A 15,981-nucleotide genomic window follows, 5' to 3' on the forward strand; every position below is an offset into this window, starting at 1 on the left:
TCGGTACTCAAGTGTTTGTATTGGGTAGACATGGCAACACCTTACATCAGGTGTTGCACTTGTTCCTTGAGACCGCCCCCCCTTTGAAGCCAAATGAACAATTCATTTCAGGCGCTTTATCCAAGAGCTTATTGCTAACGGGGTGAATGTTTTCACTGCTGCTAATGTCTTGGGTATTGAAGGGCAATGAATGCATCATTAATTGGTTTGAATGGGTTGGACAGTGAGCAGTTGAAAGCTCAGCTGACGATGCAGGCTGCAATTCAGAAAAACTTACTGAAAGATCGTGCGAGTCGGGGGGCGCAAGAATCAGTAGTTATTACAGCGCAGGAGCGTACTGAGATAGCTTACGCGAGCGCAACCTGGGCTCATAACACTGCTACGGTAGAATTTTGAAAGGGAGCAAATAAATTGGCTAGATCAGGGGTGTGCGCAATGGTATGCGCTGCAGTTGCGATGATGGGGTTATTTCTGCAAGGATGTAATGGAGGCGCTGAAGCTTCATGTCCCAAGGAAGATCGTGCTTTTTTTGAACATTCCATTCGAAGCCATTTAGAGCGTAATTCAGGGGTAAATGGAATTGCGGACTTTCACTCGGACGGTAGCGCGACATATGACAGCCATAATAATTGGTGGGCTGTACCTTTTGTCTCGAACGGAAGAAAAATGCTTGCTATCTTAAGTTGTGATGGGCGTGTTGAACTTTCTGAGCGTCTCTAATATTAGTACTCGTAATTGTATGTTTTACACCAAATATAAATATCAAAAAACTAAACGGGTAGCTGGATTATAGAGAAGGGTAGGTGTGCCGCAGGAGAGTGCAGCACGGATGGTTATTTAGAATAGTTGCTTTACCTTGAGTCCCGTATGGCTCCTAAGTGGGCGTCGATAAATTCGCCGCCAACCTACCCTCAGGCCGACACCACCCGGTTGCGCCCGTCTTTCTTGGCGCGGTAAAGGCGTTCGTCGGCCAGTTTAAGTACCTGTTGTGAGGTCATTGGCTCGTTCGCCTTCCTGGCCACCCCTATGGAAATAGTCAGGTTGCCGACTTGCGGTATTCGCGCGTCGGCGATGCTTTGGCGTATGCGTTCGGCAATGGCTCCGGCTGTTTCTTGTGTCGTGTCCGGTAGCAGCAGCGAAAATTCCTCGCCACCGCTGCGACATGCCAGGTCGTTTGCCCGGGAGTTCTGCTTGAGGATTTCGGCAACCTGCTTGAGTGCCACGTCGCCAGCGTCGTGCCCGAAGGTGTCATTGATCTTTTTGAAGTGATCGATATCCAGTGCCAATACGGAGTACGGTCGCTCAGTCTGCTCCAGTACATTGAGCAACTCATCCATGGCCCGGCGATTGGCCAGGCCGGTCAGAGGGTCGCTTTGTGCCTCGTGGCTGAGCCGGCCAAGCTTCTGCTGCAGCAGTTGTACGCTCGCCAGCATGGCCTGGCGGATAGCCGATGCATCGTGGTACCAGGCGTTGATGCGTTGCAGTTGCTGCGGGGTTTGCGTTGCCGATAATTGTTGAGCGGCTGCGGACAGCTGGCGCAGCGGTCGGGCGATCAGGGTGGTGCCGGCAAACACCAGGCCCAGGCCCAAAATACCGGCCGGCACCATGCCCATAAGCATGTCATGCATCAGTTGCCTTAAGGTCGCCAGGCTCAGCGCCCTGGGCCGTTGCACTACCACCGCCCAGTTCGAGTCCGGCACTTGGGCGTAACCGGCCAGCATGTCGACGTTCCGCGAGTTGGCCACTTCCATTGAGCCGCGTTCGCCGCGCAATGCGGCATCGATCGCCGGGCTCCAGCTCAGTACTTCGCTAATACGCGTGGGATCGGGGTGGTAGAGCAGCCGGCGATTGCTGTCGGCAACAAAGGCAAAAGTGCCTTCGTGATGAAAGTGGCTGCTGATGACGGTGTGCAAGGCGCTTTGATCAAGCAGGTAAACAGAGCCCACCACCACGCCGAGGAATTCATCGCCTTTGCCGAATACCGGTTGTGAAACGAACACGACCAGATTGCCCTGCCTGGATATATGGGTCGAGCTGACCAGCGGGCGACGTTCCTTGAGGGCCTGCTGGATGCCGTCTGCGCTGAAACCGGAGTCGCCAACTTGCGAGGCCGGCGGGTTCGATGCAAGGACGTTGCCGTTGGCATCGATGATTTCAATGGCATTGAAGTACAGGTCCTGTGCCTTCAGGCGCAAGGCCTCTTCATGCAGTACCTGCGGATCGTCCCAGTGCGTACCGAGAATTTTGGCGCTGTAGTTCAGGTTGCTGTGCGCCGCCCGCAAAAACTCACCGATACTGGAGGCAACCTTTGCGGCATAGGCTGCATTGGACTCCAGGGTTGAATGGATCAGGGCGTCGCGCTGCACGCGATAGGCCACCACCAGGCTGTTGCACAGCGTCGCCAGGACTGACATCAGAACAATGCAAAGGATCAGGCCGCGCAGGTTTACGGGCAATGGTCGTGATGGTTTAAAGCTGTCGGTCATGGGCAGGTTCGATAAGCGCAATAAGCTGCAATGGAGGATCGGATTCCGGAACCTGGCGGGGCGCAGGTCATTTGCAGAATAGGTACGGGCGAGCGCTCTGTCACACCCGTGAACCAGATTAATTGCTCACCTGCTGTTCCCCAGAGGTCATGCGCAAGGGTGTGTGCCCGCTCAAGGGCGGTGCTTGCCCGGGGTCAACAACTTGCGGATATCGCCTGTTTCGAGCACCGCCTTGGGTGCTCCGTGACGAACCACCTCAAGCATTGCCACGCCAAGCTCCTCGGTGCTCAGCACATGTCTTGGCAGCAGTCGGCGCGCCAGCGACAGCAAGGGCCCGGTGAGCGTGTAAAAAATGTTGTATGCGGGTGTTTTTGAGCGCACGCCGTGCAACGGCTGAATCACCCCCGGGCGGAACATGTACGCCGCCTTGAAGGGCAGAGCCAGCAGGTCCTGCTCGGTACGTCGCTTGACCCGCGCCCACATCGCCGACTGGCTGCCGGTGCCCGCACCCGAGACGTAGGTGAAGGTCAGTTGCGGGTTGAGTGACGACAGGGCGTGTGCCGCAGCCAGCGGGATGTCGTGATTGATCCGCGTGTAGCCGGCTTCGTCCAGCCCCATGGCGGACGCACCCAGGCAGAAAAAGCAGGCATCGAAGCCCCTCAGCGAGTCTTGCACCGGGCTGTAGTCGAGCAAGTTGCTCAGTACCAGCACGTCAAGTTTTGGATGGTTGATGGCCAGCGGTGTGCGGCCAACGGCCAGCACCTGGCTGACGTCATCAGCATTGAGCGCCTCGCGCAGTACGCCCTGGCCGACCATGCCGGTGGCACCAAAAATGATGACTTTCATGTAAATACTCCCTGGACCCGTTCAATGGGCAGGCAAGGGCGCCTGCAATGCCCGCCAGCGCGCCGGTGTAGTGCCTTCCCAGGAGCGGAAGGCGCGATAAAACGAATTGGTGTCTTCGTAGCCGAGCAGGCAGGCAATTTCGTCAATTTCGATCGACGGTTCCGCCAGCAAATGGCGCACGATCTCCTGGCGTGTTTCCAGCATCAGTTGGCGAAAACTGGTGCCTTCTTCGGTAATGCGCCGTTGCAAGGTGCGCTCGCTCATGCCGAGTTCTCGTGCCACGTCGAGCATGTCCGGGCGGCCGCTGGCGAGGATGCGCTTGAGGGCACTCTTTACTTGCCGGGCCATGCTGGCAGGTGCCGTGGCCTCGGCCAGCGCTGCAACAAGTGCCGGGTTAAGCATTTCCAGCAGTTGCGGGTTATGGCCCGGGAAGGGTCGATCCAGGTCGGCAGTGTCGAGCACCAGGGCATTGCGCCCGGCAGCAAAATGGACCGGGCAACCGAAAAAGTCGGTCAGTGCGCTGCTGCCATCATCAGGTCGGGCCAGCTCCACCCGCTGTGCAACGATGTGTACCCGCGAGCCCCGGCGACCCAATTCGATAAATGTGGCAAACGCCGCATCGACCAACAGCGCGGGCGGTTGTTGCGCGGTGTGCAGCCAGTCGAGGGAGATCGTGCAGTGGCGTTCCGCTTCGCTGACGCGCAGGCGTTCGGGGGTACACAGTTGCTTGAACCTGGCGAGGCGGTGCAGCCCGTCGCGGTAATCGCGGGCAATAAATGCGGCAAAACTGGACGGCGGCAATATGGCGATATCCAGCCGCGTTACCAGCAGGATGCCGGCGGCCGGATCAGGGTTGAGCACGTGCACGGCCTCCCACAAACGGAAGAATTCCTGTGTGCTGACCTGGCGCCGATCACGCAGCTCACGAATGCCCAGGGTAACGGGCAGCCGTGCCTGACGCAGGACCGTTGCCGGCTCCAGGCCGATCAGGGTCAGGCCATGCCAGAACGCATCGGGTACATTGAAACGCGAAGCGATGGGGCGGTTGGCGTCAGACATGGGGCTCCTTTGCCTGCTGTTTTGAGTGGGTTCAGTCCGATGCGGACACGCTGAGGTCGTGCCATTGTTGATCCGCCGCGGCAAGTTCGGCTGCCGCCCGGGCTGCGTATTGCACCGCGTCGCTACCGATCAGCAAGCGTAGTGGAGCATCCTCGGTCATTGCCAGTTCAAGCACGATTTGCGCCACTCGGTCCGGCCGGGTGGGCAGGATGCCGGGTGAGCCGAGCAACTCGATCAGTGCACCGACTGTTTGCCGGTAGGGCTCACTGACCGGCGGGATGGTCATGGAAGCCCCGGCCCAGTCAGTCTGCATACCGCCTGGCTCCAGCACGGTGACCTTGATCCCCAGTGGCGCCACTTCTTGTGCAAGCACCGTGGAAAACCCGCCCACCGCCCATTTTGCGCTTTGGTAAGCCGCCAGGCCCGGCATGCCGATTCGACCACCCAGCGACGAGACCTGGAAGATATGTCCGCTGCCCTGGGCACGTAAAAACGGCAACACCGCCTTGCTCACATACACCACGCCATAGAAGTTGGTATCGATCTGGGCCTTGAAGTCCTCAAGGGTGACATCCTCGACGGCGGCTATATCGCCATAACCCGCGTTGTTGACCACCACGTCCAGACGGCCGAAATGCTCCACTGCTGCCGCGACCGCGCTGACCACCCGGGCGTTGTCGGTGACGTCCAGCGCCAGCGGGTAGACCGCATCGCCGTACGCGGCCACCAGGTCATCGAGCTGGCGCGGGTTGCGTGCCGTGGCAACCACGCGCTCGCCGGCGCGCAGGGCGGCCAGCGCAATGGCGCGGCCGAGGCCACGGGAACTGCCGGTGATAAACCATACTCTGGACATTCGAACACCTCGTTATGTGAGACCGCACAAACAATCTGTGAACCCATGATGGTCCAGACCACGAGGCTGATCACTAGCAGCAGCACGCCAGACGACTTGCAAACAACGCCATTTGCTGTGCGAGCAAGCCAGCACCGGCACAGAAGCTCCCGCCCGATGGCGGCATCGGATTTGCTTAAAGGATCTACGCTGAAACTCGATCCCGCAGCTCCCCAGCCCTTTGTGCGCCAAGGAAACGTGATGAATGCCGATCTGATCCTGTTCAATGGTCAATTCAATACCGTCGACCGCGACAATCCCCAAGCCAGTGCCGTGGCCATCCGCGAAGGCCGTTTTGTCACGGTCGGCACCGATGCCCAGGCAATGGCCCTGCGCGGTACGGGCACGCAAGTCATCGATCTCAAGGGCCGCTGCGTCATCCCCGGGCTTAATGACTCGCACCTGCATCTGATCCGCGGTGGCCTGAACTACAACCTCGAACTGCGCTGGGAAGGCGTGCCGTCGCTGGCCGATGCGTTGCGCATGCTCAAGGCGCAGGCCGCGCGCACGCCCACGCCGCAGTGGGTGCGCGTGGTGGGTGGCTGGAACGAATTCCAGTTCGCCGAGAAGCGCATGCCGACCCTGGACGAACTCAATCAGGCGGCCCCAGACACCCCGGTGTTTGTGCTGCATTTGTATGACCGCGCCTTGCTCAACCGGGCCGCGCTGCGAGTGGCCGGCTATACCCGTGACACGCCGAATCCGCCAGGTGGCGAGATCGTGCGTGATGCCAACGGCAACCCCACCGGCATGCTGGTGGCGCGACCCAATGCGATGATCCTCTATTCGACCCTGGCCAAGGGGCCAGCGCTGCCACTGGAGTATCAGGTCAATTCGACCCGCCAGTTCATGCGCGAACTTAATCGCCTCGGGCTCACCAGCGCGATTGATGCCGGTGGTGGCTTCCAGAACTACCCCGACGACTACCGGGTCATCGAGCAACTGGCCAAAGACCGGCAACTGACCATTCGCATCGCTTACAACCTGTTCACGCAAAAACCCAAAGAAGAACTCAGCGATTTCAAAAACTGGACGGGCAGCGTCAAGCTGCATCAGGGCGATGATTTTTTGCGCCATAACGGTGCCGGGGAAATGCTGGTGTTCTCGGCGGCGGACTTCGAAGACTTCCTCGAACCGCGCCCCGATCTGGCGCAGACCATGGAGGACGAGCTGGAACCGGTGGTGCGCCATCTGGTGGAGCAGCGTTGGCCGTTCCGTCTGCATGCTACCTATAACGAATCCATCAGCCGCATGCTCGACGTGTTCGAGAAGGTCAATCGGGATATTCCGTTCAATGGCCTGCCATGGTTTTTCGATCATGCCGAAACCATTACCCCTCAGAACATCGAACGGGTCAGGGCGCTGGGCGGCGGTATCGCGATTCAGGATCGCATGGCGTTCCAGGGCGAGTATTTCGTCGAACGTTACGGCGCCAAAGCCGCCGAAGCCACGCCACCGATCAAACGCATGCTGGCCGAAGGCGTACCGGTGGGCGCGGGTACCGATGCCACCCGGGTGTCCAGTTACAACCCGTGGACATCGCTGTACTGGATGGTCAGCGGCCGCACCGTGGGCGGGCTTGAGCTGCATGCCGAAGGCCTGCCGCGGCTGACCGCGCTGGAACTGTTTACCCACGGCAGTGCCTGGTTCTCCAGCGAGCAGGGGAAAAAGGGCCAGATCAAGGTGGGACAACTGGCAGATGTTGCCGTCTTGAGCGAGGATTTTTTCAGCGTCGACGAAGAAGCCATCAAGTGGATCGAATCGGTGCTGACGGTGGTCGGCGGCACAGTGGTGTATGCCGCTGATGATTTCGAACCGCTCGGGCCGCCCGGCGTGCCGGTCTTGCCCGACTGGTCACCCGTGGTGCAGGTCCCCGGTCACTGGCGCCCGGGTGCGCCGTTGCAGGCACAGGCTCACCGCTGCAGCGGGCCGTGTGCGGTGCATGCCCATGGCCATGAAAAAGCCCGTTTGTCGAATGCGCCGGTCAGCGACTTTGCCGGTTTTTGGGGCGCCTTCGGCTGCTCGTGTTTTGCGTTTTGATCCCGTTACACCCCTCTATCAAGGAGTTCCATATGAGCCACGTTCCATACAAACGCCTGAACAAAGATAATGCTGTGGTGCTGCTGGTTGATCACCAGACCGGTTTGATTTCGCTGGTGCAGGATTTCTCGCCGAACGAATTCAAGAACAACGTGCTGGCGCTCGCTGATGTGGCCAAGTTCTTCAAGCTGCCGACCATCCTCACCACCAGTTTTGAAACAGGCCCCAACGGCCCGCTGGTGCCCGAACTCAAGGAGCTGTTCCCTGATGCGCCCTACATCCCGCGCCCTGGCCAGATCAATGCCTGGGACAACGAAGATTTCGTCAGGGCGGTCAAGGCCACCGGGCGCAAGCAACTGATCATCGCGGGCGTGGTGACGGATGTGTGCGTAACCTTTCCGACGCTGTCGGCGCTGGCTGAGGGTTTCGAGGTGTTTGTCGTCACCGATGCTTCGGGCACCTTCAACGAAACCGTGCAACAGGCGGCCTGGGCGCGAATGACAGCAGCGGGTGCGCAGTTGGTGAACTGGTTTTCGGTGGCGTGCGAGCTGCAGGTTGACTGGCGCAACGACATGGAAGGCCTGGCCAACTTGCTGTCACCTCGCATCCCCAACTACCGCAACCTGATGAACAGCTACTCGGCCTTTACCTCGAAGTAAGCATTGCTCGTGTAGTCGCTGCCGAGGAACGAAGGCTGCGATAAGGGCCGAAGGACCTTCGTTTTCGCCCGGAATCGAGGGTCGCTTCGCAACCCATCGCAGCCTGCGGCAGCGACTACAGATGTCACGCTCACTGATTAGCGCCGGTGCAACCAACTCAAAAACCCGCCTTTGCTGACCGGCGCCGGTGCTGTCATCAGCGCCATGCGGCTGCTTTGCTGGCGCACTGCCTGCAATTTGCTCAAGGCCTGCCCAACCTCGACCCGCTGCACCATACAGTCGCGGGTCAGGGCCTTGTCGATCTGATAGATGATGCTTGAGGTCAGGGTGGTAAAGGTCGCCCCGGACGGCGCGTCGGTGAGGATGCTCTCTTCGCCCATGATCTCCCCCGGCCCCATGCGCCCGGCTTCTACCGGACCTTTGGTATCTGGCAGGGTGACGCTGACTACGCCGGTGGCGATCACCATCAGGCTGTCCGGCACCTGGTTTTGCGCCAGTACCACTTCACCGGCAGCATATTGCCGGGCCGTCATGGCGCGGGCGATCTGGTCGCGTTCTTCTGCACTCAGTGAACGGAAGACTTTTACCTCGTCGAGCAGTGCCCGCGCCCGGCTTGCCGGTTCAATCACAGCGTCAGGCTGGCGCGAAATACCTGCCGCCTCCAGATGCCGGTGGGCCAGGTCGAACAGTTGGTTGCGCACCTCAGATTTTTTCCCCAGGTCGGCAATAAAACCGCTGGCCACGTATTCGGACATGCTCTCGCCGGTTTCCTTGAGCAGCACTTTGGGGGCCGGATTCAACAGCAGGCTGCTGCTGCCCTGCAATGTGCGCTCCAGTGCATCGAGGACACGGCGCGGGCGAATGTGGTTGGGCAACTGAATGCTGATCGACACCCCATGCAGGTTGGTGGGCCGGCTCAGGTTGACGATCCTGGCCTTGGCCGCCACCGAGTTGGGCACCACCGCCGTACTGCCCGCGCTGGTCAGCAGATGGGTGGCGCGCCAGTCAATGTCCAGCACCTTGCCCTCGATGCCGTCGATCACCACCCAGTCATCCACCTGATAGGGCTTGGTGGTGTTGAGCACGATGCCCGAGAACACGTCACTCAGGGTGCTCTGCAGTGCCAGACCCACCACAATCGCCACCACCCCGGATGTTGCCAGCAACCCCTTGACCGGCAGTTCCAGTACATAGCCGGCGGCAGCAACGATGGCGGCCAAAAATACCAGTGCGCCGATCACGTCCTGCAGCAGGCGGCCGCTGTGGCCGATTCGGCGCATCAGCGCCAGGCCGAGCATTTCGGTGAACACCCGCGCTGCGTACAGCCACCACACAATTCCCAGCGCGGTGGCCCCGAGCTGGGTGACCCGCTCATCGGTAAACAGCGGTGCCTGCAACGGGCTGACCCCGGCATTGAAAATGATCACGCTGAACAGCACAAACAGCGCCAGGCGCACCGCGACCCGGGTAATGCGCTGCCTGTAGGGCGCCAGATGCCACAACGCAGCGTCGATCACCAACAGCAGGGCACTCCAGGACAACGGATGATCGAGAAAAATGGGCATGGGCAAATTCCGGTGAGCAAACAGGCGGGAATGAACACAGATTAGCCGGATGTTGGCAGGGGGTTACACGGATGCAGGGGGTATATTTATGCGTACAAGGTATAAGTGCTATCCGGTAAGCGCCATTTATTAATGAGTCCCCAGTCGCTAAGTTACTTCTATATTGAATACGCGCTCGCCACCGCTGGCCGTTTCCTGCAGAAGTTCAACTTTGAGAAGGAGATTTTCATGACGTTTACAGTGCTTAAAGCCACGCTTATGGCTGCAATGGTCGGTATGTCAGCCGCCGAGGCGGGGGACTACAAAGCGAATCCGTTTACCCTGACCTACGCTGGCGCGATTACCCGCAACGAGCCGGGCAAGGTCAATATCCACCCGGTTGCCTACAAGCTCAATGGCCTGGACATTGCGGCCAATGTGTACACCCCGGCGAACTATGACGCTGGCAAAAAATACCCCGCCATAGTGGTTGCGCACCCCAACGGCGGTGTCAAAGAGCAGGTGGCGGGGCTGTATGCCCAGCGTCTGGCGGAAAAGGGCTACATCACCATTACCGCCGATGCGGCCTATCAGGGCGCCAGTGGCGGCCAGCCGCGCAATGTCGACAAACCTGCCAACCGTGTTGAAGACATCCACGGTATGGCCGATTTTATTGCCAGCTACCCCGGTGTTGACCCCCAACGTCTGGGCTTGCTGGGTATCTGCGGCGGCGGTGGTTATGCCTTGAAAGCCGGGCAAAGCGACAAGCGTTTCCAGTCGATTGCCACCGTGAGCATGTTCAACTCCGGCCTGGTGCGCCGTAATGGCTTTATGGATTCGCAGCTCGACACCATTCAGGAGCGCCTGCAGCAGGCATCCGCTGCCCGTGCCCAGGAAGCGGCAGGTGGCGAAGTGGTGTACACCGGTGATGTCAAACTCACCGACGAACAAATCGCCAAACTGCCTTTTGACCTGTATCGCGAAGGTTTCGAGTACTACGGCAAGACCCACGCCCACCCCAACTCGACCTTCAAGTACACCCTGAGCAGCCTGATGGACCTGATGAGCTTCGATGCCACCAACCAGCTCGAACTGCTCAACAAGCCGCTGTTGATGATTGCCGGCAGCAAGGCCGACACCCTGTACATGACCGAGCAGGCGTTCGCCAAGGCTACGGGGACCGAAGACAAGACCCTGTTCAAGATCGATGGTGCGACCCATATCCAGACTTACTGGGTGCCTGAGTACGTCGACGCAGCCATCAGCCAGCTGGCCGCTTTTTACGCCAGAACACTCTGACCGCGGGAGGCCGAAATGCACAGGACACTGTGGACCCTTGCAATGTGTGTAGCGGCGCCCCTGGCGGGCGCCGCCGGATCGACAGCCGCTGATGACAAGGCCCGTGCGCAGCAGATTACCCGCAGCGCCGACCAGGTCTCGACTGTCGGTCCCGAGGATTACTTTACCGGGCAGGTGCGAGTCGACCCGTTGTTTGCCGCCAGCGATGAAATCAAGGCGTCGGCGGCCTATGTCACCTTCGAACCGGGCGCACGCTCGGCCTGGCACACCCACCCGGCCGGGCAGCGGCTGGTGGTGGTGTCCGGGGTGGGCCTGACGCAGGAGTGGGGCAAACCGGTGCAGCAAATCCACCCCGGCGACGTGGTGGTCTGCCCGCCGGGCGTCAAGCACTGGCATGGTGCCGCACCCGGCGGTGTGATGACCCATCTGGCCGTCACCGGCACCGTGGACGGTAAAAACGTGACCTGGATGGAGAAAGTGACGGATGAGCAATATCAGGCCCGTTAAATTCCAGAGCCCGGCCATGCTGGCAGCGGCCTTCGCCCTGAGCCTGGGGCTGACCGTCGACTCGGTGCAGGCTGCGCCGCCCGCTGATGGCCCGCAGGCCGTCAGCGGGGTGGTGGGGCAGGGCCTGACACCACGTCAGCGGGCAATCCCGCTGATCGCCGCCGCCATGGCCAGCAGCAATATGCCGGCGCTGGATCGCGCCTTGAACCAGGGCCTCGATGCCGGGCTGATGGTCAGCGAGGCCAAGGAAATCCTGGTGCAGTTGTATGCCTACACGGGCTTTCCGCGCAGCCTCAACGCCCTCGGCGAGTTGATGAAGGTGCTCGATGCTCGCCGGCAACGGGGCATTGAAGACGCGCCGGGGCGTGAGCCCGAGGCGCCTGTCCCTACCGGCGAAGAACTGCTGGCGCTGGGCAAGGCCAATCAGACGCGGATTTCCGGGGCGCCGGTGCAGGGCCCACTGTTTGATTTTGCGCCGGTGATCAACCAGTACCTGCAGGCGCATTTGTTCGGCGATATTTTTGCCCGGGACAATCTGGACTGGCAAAGCCGCGAGCTGGCCACCGTCGGTGCCTTGGCTGCCACCCCCGGGGTTGAGCCGCAACTGCGTTCACATATGGGCGCCAGCCTGCGTGTTGGCCTCAGCGAGGCGCAACTGCGTGAGGTGATCCAGGTGCTCGATGAGAGCGGTGATGGAGATGCCGCCCGCCGCGCGGCCGAGGCACTGGACGCCCAGCTGGCAGCTCGTCAGTCGCGGTAGCGCAAGGCCTCTCGTAACAGGGTGAAGGCCGGGGAGGACTGGCGTCGGCTCGGGTAGTAGAGGTGGTAGCCGGAGTACGGTTCGCACCAGTCCTCCAGTACACGGATCAGGCGGCCCTGCTCGACATCGGCTTGCACCACGTTTTCCGGCATATACGCCAGGCCCAGCCCCTGGCGCGCGGACTCCAGACGCATGGCGATGGTGTTGAACACCAGTTGGCCTTCGATCCGCACTTTCAGGGCCTGGCCGTTCTTCTCGAACTCCCACATAAACAGACCGCCGTGGGTTGGCATGCGCAGGGTGATGCAATTGTGAGCCACCAGATCGCTGGGGTTGACGGGCTTGGGGTGGCGACTGAAATACGCCGGCGAACCGACCACCGCCATGCGCATGTCGGGGCCGATGCGCATGGCAATCATGTCCTTGGCCACCTGTTCGCCCAGGCGCACGCCAGCATCGAAGCCCTCGGCGACGATATCGGTCAGGCCGTAGTCGACGATAATCTCGATGCTCAAGTCCGGATGGTCGGGCAGCAGCTGCGCCAGGACCGGTTGCAGGACCGCGATCGCCGCATGTTCCCCTGCGGTGATGCGCAATTTACCTGCCGGTCGGTCGCGAAACTTGCTGAGCAGCGCCAGCTCGCTGTTGATCTCGTCGAAGCGAGGTGCGATCACCTGCAGCAGGTGCTCACCCGCTTGCGTGGGGGCCACGCTGCGGGTAGTGCGCGCCAGCAACCTGACCCCCAGGCGCTCCTCGAGCTGGCGCATGGCCCGGCTCAGGGCCGGTTGCGACATGCCCAGGCGGGCGGCGGCGCGGGTAAAGCTGCGCTCCTGGGCAACCACTGCGAAGATCGCCAGTTGGTCGTAGCTTTCAACCGTCATATCGCCGTCCCTGTGCAGTGCCCGTCAAACAATGGCGGGGTAGTCGACCATGGTGTCCGGCCACGGGCTCAGCACCTCGAAGCCGTTGTCAGTCACGGCCACCATATGCTCCCACTGGGCTGATAGCGAGCCGTCTTTGGTGACCACAGTCCAGTGATCGGGCAGGGTTTTGACATGGCGCTTGCCGGCATTGAGCATCGGTTCGATGGTGAAAATCATGCCGGTCTTGAGCTTCATGCCCTGGCCCGGATAGCCGTAGTGCAGCACCTGCGGTTCGTCATGGTAGACCTTGCCGATGCCGTGGCCGCAGTACTCGCGCACCACGCTGAAACCTTCCTTTTCAGCCAGGGTCTGGATGGCGTGGCCGATGTCGCCCAAGGTTGCGCCCGGGCGCACCATGCGGATCCCGGCGCACATGGCGTCATAGGTGGTTTTCACCAGATGCCGCGCCGCGGGGCTTGGTTCGCCGACGAAGTACATGCGGCTGGTATCGCCGAACCAGCCATCCTTGACCACCGCGATATCGATATTGACGATGTCGCCGTCCTGCAGCACCCGGTTTGACGGAATACCATGGCACACCACTTCATTGACCGAAGCACACACGGTTTTCGGAAAGCCGTGGTAGCCCACGTTGCCGGGGATGGCCTTTTGCACGTTGACAATATAGTCGTGGCAGAATTGGTCGAGCTGGTCAGTGGTGACCCCGGCCTTGACGTGCTCGGCGATCATGGCCAGCACCTCGGCGGCCAGTTTGCCCGCGACCTTGGACTGGGCGATCTGTGCCGGGGTGTTGATAACGACGCTGGCCTTCATGAATGTGCTCCGGTTGCGAGGGGGATGTCTTGCAGTGCCACATTCAGGTCGAGGCCGCCAACCTGCTCGGCCCGCACCAGCAGGCGGCAGATCTGGTTGTGATCAAGGTTGGGGTGCAGTTCGGACAGCATGCCAATACGCATCCAGTGTTCGGCTTGCGCATTGATCGAGCGGCTCAGCGCGTTGCTGGCGACCCGCAGGTTTTCGTGCATTTGCTCGGATATCTTGACGATGCCCATTAGCGTTCCAATATGAAATGTATATGGAACGTATATTAGGCGAGAGCTGGCTGGGATCGCAAGCCAAAGCGTTTTTCAATTTTGTAGAGACTCTGTTGTCGATCAAGTCCTTCCTGTGGGAGCGGGCTTGCTCGCGATGCATGCGGCGCGGTCTGTCAGGTAAACCGCGTCGATTTCATCGCGAGCAAGCCCGCTCCCACAAAGTACTGCGGCTACGGGGAGTTGCTTAACGCCACAAATTGACTTTGGCCAGGTCGATCAGCTCCCGTGCGCGGCCGTCCATCACGGTCTTGAGCATAAACAGGCTGAAACCCTTGGCCTGTTCGAAGGTCTTGGTCGGCGGCATGACCAGCTCCTGACGGGCGCTGACCACATCCACCAGCACCGGGCCATCATGGCTGAAAGCTTCGCGCAGTGCGCCTTCAAGCTCGGCCGGGTGTTCGACCCGAATACCTTTCACGCCCATGGCCTGGGCCATTGCCGCAAAGTTCGGGTTTTTCAGGTCGCAGCCCACATCCGGGAACCCCGCCGCCTTCATTTCCATTTCGACAAAACCCAGGGTGCCGTTGTTGAGCACGATGACCTTGATCGGCAAACCCACCTGGTTGAGGGTCAGGAAGTCGCCCATCATCATGGTGAAACCGCCATCACCCGACATGGAAATAACCTGGCGCTCAGGGAATGTTGCCTGGGCGCCAATGGCCTGGAGCATGGCATTGGCCATTGAGCCGTGGTTGAACGAGCCGATCAGGCGCCGCTTGCCGTTCATCTTCAAGTAACGTGCAGCCCACGCGGTGGGCGTGCCGACATCGCAGGTGAAAATCGCATCCTCTGCCGCCAGCTCGCTGACCAGGCGATTGAGGTACTGCGGGTGGATGATCGAACTGTCGGGGCCGCTTTCGGCCAGGGCGTCGAGGTCTTCGCGGGCTTTTTTGTAGTCGTCGCGGGCAGCATCGAGGTGTTCGCGGTTGGGGTTTTGCAGCACTTTGGGCAACACTGCCTGCAGCGTCAGCTTCACATCACCGAGCAGCCCCAGTTGCAGCGGGCAGCGATTGCCCAGCGCTTCAGGGCGCAAGTCGATTTGCGCAATATAGCTGTGCTGCGGATAAAACTGGCGATACGGGAAATTGGTGCCAAGCATCAGCAAGGTGTCGCAGTTCATCATCGCCTTGTAACCCGAGGCGAAGCCGATCAGGCCGGTCATGCCGACGTCATAGGGGTTGTCGTATTCGACATGCTCCTTGCCGCGCAGGGCATGCACGATGGGCGCGTTCAGCCGCTCGGCCAGCGCCAGGATTTCGCTATGGGCACCGGCGCAGCCTGCGCCACATAGCAGCGTGACTTTCTTGCCATCATTGAGAAACGACGCCAGCCGGTCAATCTCGGCCGGGGCCGGGCAAATTAGCGGTTGGGCCGGCTTGAGCCATGGCGCCACCTTGGCCTCGGTGGCTTGCAGAGCTACATCGCCGGGAATCACCACCACCGCCACCCCACGTCTGGCGATGGCTGTGCGCATGGCTCGATGCAAAATCTGCGGCAACTGCCCGGCATCGGACACCAGTTCGACGTAGTGGCTGCACTCCTTGAACAGGCTTTCGGGGTGAGTGGCCTGGAAATAATCAATACCGATTTCGCTGCCGGGGATATGCGCAGCCAGTGCCAGCACCGGTACTCCACTGCGATGGGCGTCGAACAGGCCATTGATCAAATGCAGGTTACCCGGCCCGCAACTGCCGGCGCATACAGCCAGTTCGCCGGTCAGATGGGCTTCGGCTCCGGCGGCAAACGCGGCGGACTCTTCGTTGCGCATATGGATCCACTCGATCTGTTCCTGGCGGCGCAGGGCATCGGTAAACCCGTTAAGGGAATCGCCCACGACGCCGAATACGCGCTTTACGCCGGCTTGCTGCAGGGTTTCGGTGATGAAATCGGCAACGGTTCTGGTCATGGTGC

15 protein-coding genes are annotated in these 15,981 nt (G+C 60.5%); 6 read left to right on the forward strand and 9 right to left on the reverse strand.

What is annotated here, in order from left to right:
- Positions 1-186: 186 nt before the first annotated feature.
- Positions 187-396, forward strand: coding sequence for a hypothetical protein (locus CJU81_RS09070; RefSeq protein WP_095036317.1), 210 nt, complete (start codon positions 187-189; stop codon positions 394-396).
- Positions 397-911: 515 nt separating this feature from the next.
- Here CJU81_RS09070 and CJU81_RS09075 read toward each other — a convergent pair.
- The 4 genes from CJU81_RS09075 to CJU81_RS09090 all read right to left on the reverse strand — a co-directional run bounded on the left by CJU81_RS09075 (position 912) and on the right by CJU81_RS09090 (position 5,244).
- A complete protein-coding gene (locus CJU81_RS09075; protein ID WP_095036318.1) occupies positions 912-2,486 on the reverse strand; it encodes a sensor domain-containing diguanylate cyclase in 1,575 nt (524 codons plus the stop codon).
- A 171-nt stretch (positions 2,487-2,657) separates the two neighbouring features.
- Positions 2,658-3,332 (reverse strand): NAD-dependent epimerase/dehydratase family protein, encoded by a 675-nt coding sequence (locus CJU81_RS09080; protein ID WP_095036319.1) that lies wholly within the window; start codon positions 3,330-3,332, stop codon positions 2,658-2,660.
- A gap of 21 nt (positions 3,333-3,353) precedes the next feature.
- Complete coding sequence (locus tag CJU81_RS09085; RefSeq protein WP_095036320.1) at positions 3,354-4,391, reverse strand: AraC family transcriptional regulator; 1,038 nt, start codon at positions 4,389-4,391, stop codon at positions 3,354-3,356.
- 31 nt (positions 4,392-4,422) lie between these two features.
- A complete protein-coding gene (locus tag CJU81_RS09090) occupies positions 4,423-5,244 on the reverse strand; it encodes an SDR family NAD(P)-dependent oxidoreductase (RefSeq protein WP_095036321.1) in 822 nt (273 codons plus the stop codon).
- Positions 5,245-5,484: 240 nt separating this feature from the next.
- Between CJU81_RS09090 and CJU81_RS09095 the strand changes: the two genes are divergently transcribed.
- Together CJU81_RS09095 and ycaC are read left to right on the forward strand one after the other, a co-directional pair.
- A complete protein-coding gene (locus CJU81_RS09095) occupies positions 5,485-7,323 on the forward strand; it encodes an amidohydrolase (RefSeq protein ID WP_095036322.1) in 1,839 nt (612 codons plus the stop codon).
- 32 nt (positions 7,324-7,355) lie between these two features.
- Positions 7,356-7,982 (forward strand): isochorismate family cysteine hydrolase YcaC, encoded by a 627-nt coding sequence (gene ycaC / locus CJU81_RS09100; RefSeq protein WP_095036323.1) that lies wholly within the window; start codon positions 7,356-7,358, stop codon positions 7,980-7,982.
- Between the two features lie 137 nt (positions 7,983-8,119).
- Here ycaC and CJU81_RS09105 read toward each other — a convergent pair whose 3' ends face one another.
- Positions 8,120-9,547: a mechanosensitive ion channel family protein gene (locus CJU81_RS09105; protein ID WP_095036324.1), complete on the reverse strand. Its 1,428-nt coding sequence runs from the start codon at positions 9,545-9,547 to the stop codon at positions 8,120-8,122.
- A gap of 228 nt (positions 9,548-9,775) precedes the next feature.
- Here CJU81_RS09105 and CJU81_RS09110 point away from each other — a divergent pair, with 228 nt between their 5' ends.
- From CJU81_RS09110 to CJU81_RS09120, 3 genes are read left to right on the forward strand one after another with little or no spacing between them, the layout of a single operon-like run.
- Entirely contained in the window at positions 9,776-10,825 is a 1,050-nt protein-coding gene (locus CJU81_RS09110) for an alpha/beta hydrolase (RefSeq protein ID WP_095028472.1), read from the forward strand.
- A gap of 15 nt (positions 10,826-10,840) precedes the next feature.
- Positions 10,841-11,332, forward strand: coding sequence for a (R)-mandelonitrile lyase (locus CJU81_RS09115; protein ID WP_095036325.1), 492 nt, complete (start codon positions 10,841-10,843; stop codon positions 11,330-11,332).
- Positions 11,310-12,092 carry a carboxymuconolactone decarboxylase family protein gene (locus CJU81_RS09120; RefSeq protein WP_254924831.1) on the forward strand — a complete coding sequence of 261 codons (783 nt, stop codon included), beginning with the start codon at positions 11,310-11,312 and terminating at the stop codon, positions 12,090-12,092. Before CJU81_RS09115 ends, CJU81_RS09120 begins: the two co-directional genes overlap by 23 nt.
- Here the strand turns inward: CJU81_RS09120 and CJU81_RS09125 are convergent.
- The 4 genes from CJU81_RS09125 to poxB all read right to left on the reverse strand — a co-directional run bounded on the left by CJU81_RS09125 (position 12,080) and on the right by poxB (position 15,976).
- Positions 12,080-12,973 carry a LysR family transcriptional regulator gene (locus tag CJU81_RS09125; RefSeq protein ID WP_095036326.1) on the reverse strand — a complete coding sequence of 298 codons (894 nt, stop codon included), beginning with the start codon at positions 12,971-12,973 and terminating at the stop codon, positions 12,080-12,082. The genes CJU81_RS09120 and CJU81_RS09125 overlap by 13 nt on opposite strands.
- A gap of 24 nt (positions 12,974-12,997) precedes the next feature.
- The gene (map, locus tag CJU81_RS09130; protein WP_095036327.1) at positions 12,998-13,789 is read right to left on the reverse strand and encodes a type I methionyl aminopeptidase; all 792 of its coding nucleotides are present in this window, start codon (positions 13,787-13,789) and stop codon (positions 12,998-13,000) included.
- Complete coding sequence (locus tag CJU81_RS09135; RefSeq protein ID WP_095036328.1) at positions 13,786-14,028, reverse strand: ParD-like family protein; 243 nt, start codon at positions 14,026-14,028, stop codon at positions 13,786-13,788. The genes map and CJU81_RS09135 overlap by 4 nt, the downstream gene beginning before the upstream one ends.
- A 226-nt stretch (positions 14,029-14,254) precedes the next feature.
- The gene (gene poxB / locus CJU81_RS09140) at positions 14,255-15,976 is read right to left on the reverse strand and encodes a ubiquinone-dependent pyruvate dehydrogenase (RefSeq protein ID WP_095036329.1); all 1,722 of its coding nucleotides are present in this window, start codon (positions 15,974-15,976) and stop codon (positions 14,255-14,257) included.
- Between the last annotated feature and the right edge of the window lie 5 nt (positions 15,977-15,981).

Origin of the sequence: Pseudomonas fragi (assembly GCF_002269505.1) — a bacterium.
GTDB classification, from domain to species: Bacteria; Pseudomonadota; Gammaproteobacteria; order Pseudomonadales; family Pseudomonadaceae; genus Aquipseudomonas; species Aquipseudomonas fragi_D.

Excerpts from the sequence above, each read along its gene's own strand:
- CJU81_RS09095 (WP_095036322.1), top strand. The coding sequence starts at position 5,485 with ATGAATGCCGATCTGATCCTGTTCAATGGTCAATTCAATACCGTCGAC.
- CJU81_RS09075 (WP_095036318.1), bottom strand. The coding sequence starts at position 2,486 with ATGACCGACAGCTTTAAACCATCACGACCATTGCCCGTAAACCTGCGC.
- map (WP_095036327.1), bottom strand. The coding sequence starts at position 13,789 with ATGAAGGCCAGCGTCGTTATCAACACCCCGGCACAGATCGCCCAGTCC.
- CJU81_RS09105 (WP_095036324.1), bottom strand. The coding sequence starts at position 9,547 with ATGCCCATTTTTCTCGATCATCCGTTGTCCTGGAGTGCCCTGCTGTTG.
- CJU81_RS09085 (WP_095036320.1), bottom strand. The coding sequence starts at position 4,391 with ATGTCTGACGCCAACCGCCCCATCGCTTCGCGTTTCAATGTACCCGAT.
- CJU81_RS09090 (WP_095036321.1), bottom strand. The coding sequence starts at position 5,244 with ATGTCCAGAGTATGGTTTATCACCGGCAGTTCCCGTGGCCTCGGCCGC.
- CJU81_RS09120 (WP_254924831.1), top strand. The coding sequence starts at position 11,310 with ATGAGCAATATCAGGCCCGTTAAATTCCAGAGCCCGGCCATGCTGGCA.
- CJU81_RS09080 (WP_095036319.1), bottom strand. The coding sequence starts at position 3,332 with ATGAAAGTCATCATTTTTGGTGCCACCGGCATGGTCGGCCAGGGCGTA.
- CJU81_RS09110 (WP_095028472.1), top strand. The coding sequence starts at position 9,776 with ATGACGTTTACAGTGCTTAAAGCCACGCTTATGGCTGCAATGGTCGGT.
- CJU81_RS09135 (WP_095036328.1), bottom strand. The coding sequence starts at position 14,028 with ATGGGCATCGTCAAGATATCCGAGCAAATGCACGAAAACCTGCGGGTC.
- CJU81_RS09070 (WP_095036317.1), top strand. The coding sequence starts at position 187 with ATGAATGCATCATTAATTGGTTTGAATGGGTTGGACAGTGAGCAGTTG.
- CJU81_RS09125 (WP_095036326.1), bottom strand. The coding sequence starts at position 12,973 with ATGACGGTTGAAAGCTACGACCAACTGGCGATCTTCGCAGTGGTTGCC.
- CJU81_RS09115 (WP_095036325.1), top strand. The coding sequence starts at position 10,841 with ATGCACAGGACACTGTGGACCCTTGCAATGTGTGTAGCGGCGCCCCTG.
- ycaC (WP_095036323.1), top strand. The coding sequence starts at position 7,356 with ATGAGCCACGTTCCATACAAACGCCTGAACAAAGATAATGCTGTGGTG.
- poxB (WP_095036329.1), bottom strand. The coding sequence starts at position 15,976 with ATGACCAGAACCGTTGCCGATTTCATCACCGAAACCCTGCAGCAAGCC.